Source organism: Campylobacter sp. (genome assembly GCF_030528245.1).
GTDB lineage: Bacteria > Campylobacterota > Campylobacteria > Campylobacterales > Campylobacteraceae > Campylobacter_D.
On record NZ_JAUMZG010000046.1, the window covers coordinates 4472 to 8146 of the forward strand.

The following is a 3675-nucleotide window of genomic DNA, read 5'->3' on the forward strand; positions in this document are numbered from 1 at the left end:
ATAAAACTTCGCGTGTTTTGTATAATCCCACACTTGCTCAACTAATTTTTCCATAATTTTCTCCTCTAATCTTAAACTTTTTTAGCAGTCCAAGCTCTTATTTTATAAGGTATCTCTATGCTTTCAAGCTTTGAAATTTTATGACTTATCATCTCTAAAATTTCTTGCCATCTGGAAGCACCCGCTTGGGCTTGTATATCATTTACAGAGTGCCACGCACCAAGGTAGCGTTCTTTGCTCCAAGTTTCCGTATAGTCGCACTCCATAAAAAAGCAGTCCTTAAAATCCCCTGTTGAAACGAGGATTTCTTCCCATTTTTTCACATTTTGAGTCCCGCTACTCACACGAGTAAGCTCTGGAACCAAATTCTTAATTTCTTTTTCAATCTCATCAAAAATTGAACCCTCTACAATGTGGCGGGGATTCCAAATGGCGGTAAAATAACCTGCGCCGGGGCCACCCCCCCCCCCCCCCGTGTAAAACACGCGCAAATTCAGGTAAAGATTTCTTAGGGTCAGTCCAGTGAAAAGAACTTGCCATAATCACCCAATCAGCCACACCACTTTCTACGCCTGTTTCTTCGCCACTACCCTTTTTCCAAGAGATATTAGAACAATTTTGCGTGAATTTAATGCCCTCTTCGCGCATATTATCATTTGGCTCCACAGCGGTAATGTTAAGCTTAAAAATTTCGGCTAACATTTTAGTGAGCTTACCCGTGCCAGCACCCACTTCTACGACATTTAAATCCTCTAAAGGCTTATTAGTATCATTAATACACTTAATCAATTTTTCAAGCAAAAATGCACTATAAGCAGGTCTGTTAATATAATGCTTCGCAACTTCGGTAAAATCGCCTTGTTTCATAAAATATCCTTTTCTCGCATAAAAAATAAAACGTAAATTTAGCATATTTTAAGTGCGATGACTTCACATCAAGCACTCATTCTAAACGATCGTATTCCAACGGCAAAGATCTTTGCCACATTATTTTTCCCACCCAAAAAATTCACATATAAAGTCCGCCGTTGATCTTTAGCACTTCTCCCGTCACATAAGAGGCATGATCGCTTAGCAAAAAAGCCACGCAGGAAGCCACCTCACCGGGCTCGGCAAGCCGCTTTAGCGGGATGGCCTCCTCGTAGCTTTTTTTCACCTCCTCGCTCAAAATTTCAGTCATATCGCTTTTGATGAAGCCAGGCGCCACGCAGTTAAAGCGCACATTGCGCGCGGCGGCTTCTTTCGCAAAGCTCTTCGTCATCGCTATCATGCCGCCCTTGCTAGCCGCGTAGTTGACCTGTCCTAAATTTCCCATTTCTCCAACGATGGAGGCGACATTCACCACCGCACCGAAGCGCTTTTTACTCATCGCCTTCAAGGCCTCACGACACCCCAAAAAGGCCGAGGTCAAATTCGCATCCACCACGCCAGAAAAGTCCTCCACGCCCATCCTAAGCGCAAGTTTATCGCGCGTGATGCCCGCATTATTCACCAGATACGAAAGCTCCCCATCGCTATCCAAAATGGCCCTCACCCCCGAGACAAATTCCTCCTCCCTACTCGCGTCAAATTTCAGCAGCGCCGCCGTGCCGCCATCGGCCTTGATCTCAGCCTGCAGAGCATCGGCGAGCTCGGGCTTGGAGCGGTAGTTTATCCACACCTTGAGCCCAAAGCCTGCCAAATTCCTAGCAATCGCCGCGCCTATGCCCTTGCTAGCACCCGTGATCAAAACATTTCTTCCGCTAAATCGCATCCTCTCTCCTTCATAAATTTAAAGCCTCATCTTAACACAGCTTGATTAAAACAAAGCGGGATCCATTTCCGACGGGATTTCAAGCCCGAGTATCTTCAAAACGCTCGCTGCGACATTACTCAGCCCCCCATCCCGCCTCAGCTTTTTGCAAATTTTCGCTTCCACAAAAACAAAAACATCAAAGGTCGTATGATTGGTCAGCACATTCCCCGCCGCATCCTCCATAGCCTCACAGTTTCCGTGATCGCTTGTGATGATGAAGGCATAATCCTCCCGCCGCGCCACCCTCACAATCTCCCCCAAGCACGCATCCACAGCCTCCACAGCCTCCACACTTGCCGCAAAATCCCCCGTATGCCCGACCATATCGCCGTTGGCAAAATTCACCACGATGAAGTCCTCCCCCCGCTCGATGCCGCTTTTGACCGCCTCGCAGACCTCAAAGGCACTCATGGCGGGCGCTTCGTTGTAGGTTTTGACCTTGGGGCTTGGGATGAGGACTCGGGTCTCATTTTCTAGCAGCTCCTCCCTCCCGCCGTTGAAAAAGAAGGTTACATGAGCGTATTTTTCAGTCTCTGCTGTGTGCAGCTGAGAAAGCCCCGCACGAGAAATCACCTCGGCCAAAGTGTTTGGCAGCCTTTCTTTCTCAAAAAGCGCAGGAATTTGAAATTTATCATCATACACGGTCATCGTGAGGCAATTTTTAAAGATCTCATCCCGCTCAAACTCCCCAAAATCCTCACCATGCAGGGCCTCCACCAGCTCCTTCATCCTGTCGTTGCGAAAATTGACAAAGATCAGCCCATCCTCCGCCGCCACGCCCTCAAAGCCCTCAGCTATCACAGGCTCGATAAATTCATCATACACCCCCGCCTCATAGCTTGAGCGCACCGCCGCGCTAAGGCTTTGCACCCGACTAGCCCTCCCCCGCAGGCACTCATAATAGGCCCGCACCCTCTCCCAGCGCCTGTCCCTATCCATCGCATAAAAACGACCACAAAGACTCGCAAAACGCACCCCCTTTTGGCCGCAAAAATCCTCCAGCTCCCGCACAAATTCTGCCCCAGTCTTGGGCGGAACGTCCCGCCCATCGCTGATGGCATGAGCAAAAACCTCCGACCCAGCCTCCTTGCAAAGCTCGAGCATGGCCCTAAAATGCCGCAGATGCGAATGCACCCCCCCATCGCTATAAAGCCCGATGACATGGACTTTTTTGCAGCGCTTCAAAAGGCCTCTTAGCCGCGCATTATCCCGCAGCGAGCCATCCTCCAGCGCCCTGTTGATACGCACGAGATTTTGGTAAATCACCCGCCCGCTACCTATGCACATGTGCCCGACCTCACTATTTCCCATCTGTCCGCTCGGCAGCCCCACCGCCTCCCCGCTTGTTCGCAGTAGGGCATTGGGCACACTTTCAAAAAGCTCCTCATAAGTCGGCTTCCTCGCCGCCGCAAAGGCATTAAATTCACGGCTAGGATTGCACCCCACCCCATCCGTGATGATCAAAACGCATTTTTGTTTCATCCCTCGCCCCTCAAATTTTCCCCCCATTCTAGCCCATTTTGGTTGCTACTTTATTTTTAGAATTCCCCCCCCCCGCCCAGCCACAATTCCCCCCTCGCGCAGAAAATTCCTCGCCCCGCCTCAGATCCCCAAAAATTCCCACCCCCCACCAGAAATTCCAGTCCAGCCAAATCTCACCCCCCCTCCATCTCAAAAAACTGAGCCTCAGAGCCCTCGAAAACGCCGCGCTTGAAAGCCACTTTCCCCCCCGCAAAACCAAGGCCTACTTCATCGCACGCTACCTCAAGCACCCCTTTTACCGCTACGAAGCCCTAGGCGTCTTTGAGGGCGAGGCGCTCAGGGCGGTGTTTTTTGCCAGAACCGTGCGCGTGGATGGCTTGGATGCGAGCCCAAAAAGC

General features: G+C 50.3%; 2 protein-coding genes and 2 pseudogenes. 1 reads left to right on the plus strand and 3 read right to left on the minus strand.

All coding sequences use genetic code 11. The features are described from left to right. Positions 1 to 71 precede the first annotated feature (71 nt). The 3 genes and pseudogenes from Q4A73_RS06910 to gpmI form a co-directional block, all read right to left on the minus strand. Positions 72 to 867, minus strand: a pseudogene (locus Q4A73_RS06910) (class I SAM-dependent methyltransferase). Positions 868 to 1009: 142 nt separating this feature from the next. Next, a complete protein-coding gene (fabG, locus tag Q4A73_RS06915; protein ID WP_303206723.1) occupies positions 1010 to 1753 on the minus strand; it encodes a 3-oxoacyl-ACP reductase FabG in 744 nt (247 codons plus the stop codon). Between the two features lie 45 nt (positions 1754 to 1798). Beyond that, positions 1799 to 3277, minus strand: a complete 1479-nt coding sequence (gene gpmI, locus Q4A73_RS06920; protein ID WP_303206724.1) for a 2,3-bisphosphoglycerate-independent phosphoglycerate mutase — start codon at positions 3275 to 3277, stop codon at positions 1799 to 1801. Between the two features lie 38 nt (positions 3278 to 3315). Here gpmI and Q4A73_RS06925 point away from each other — a divergent pair. Beyond that, positions 3316 to 3675 (plus strand): annotated as a pseudogene (locus Q4A73_RS06925) (hypothetical protein); the annotation flags it as partial.

Excerpts from the sequence above, each read along its gene's own strand:
- gpmI (WP_303206724.1), bottom strand. The coding sequence starts at position 3,277 with ATGAAACAAAAATGCGTTTTGATCATCACGGATGGGGTGGGGTGCAAT.
- fabG (WP_303206723.1), bottom strand. The coding sequence starts at position 1,753 with ATGCGATTTAGCGGAAGAAATGTTTTGATCACGGGTGCTAGCAAGGGC.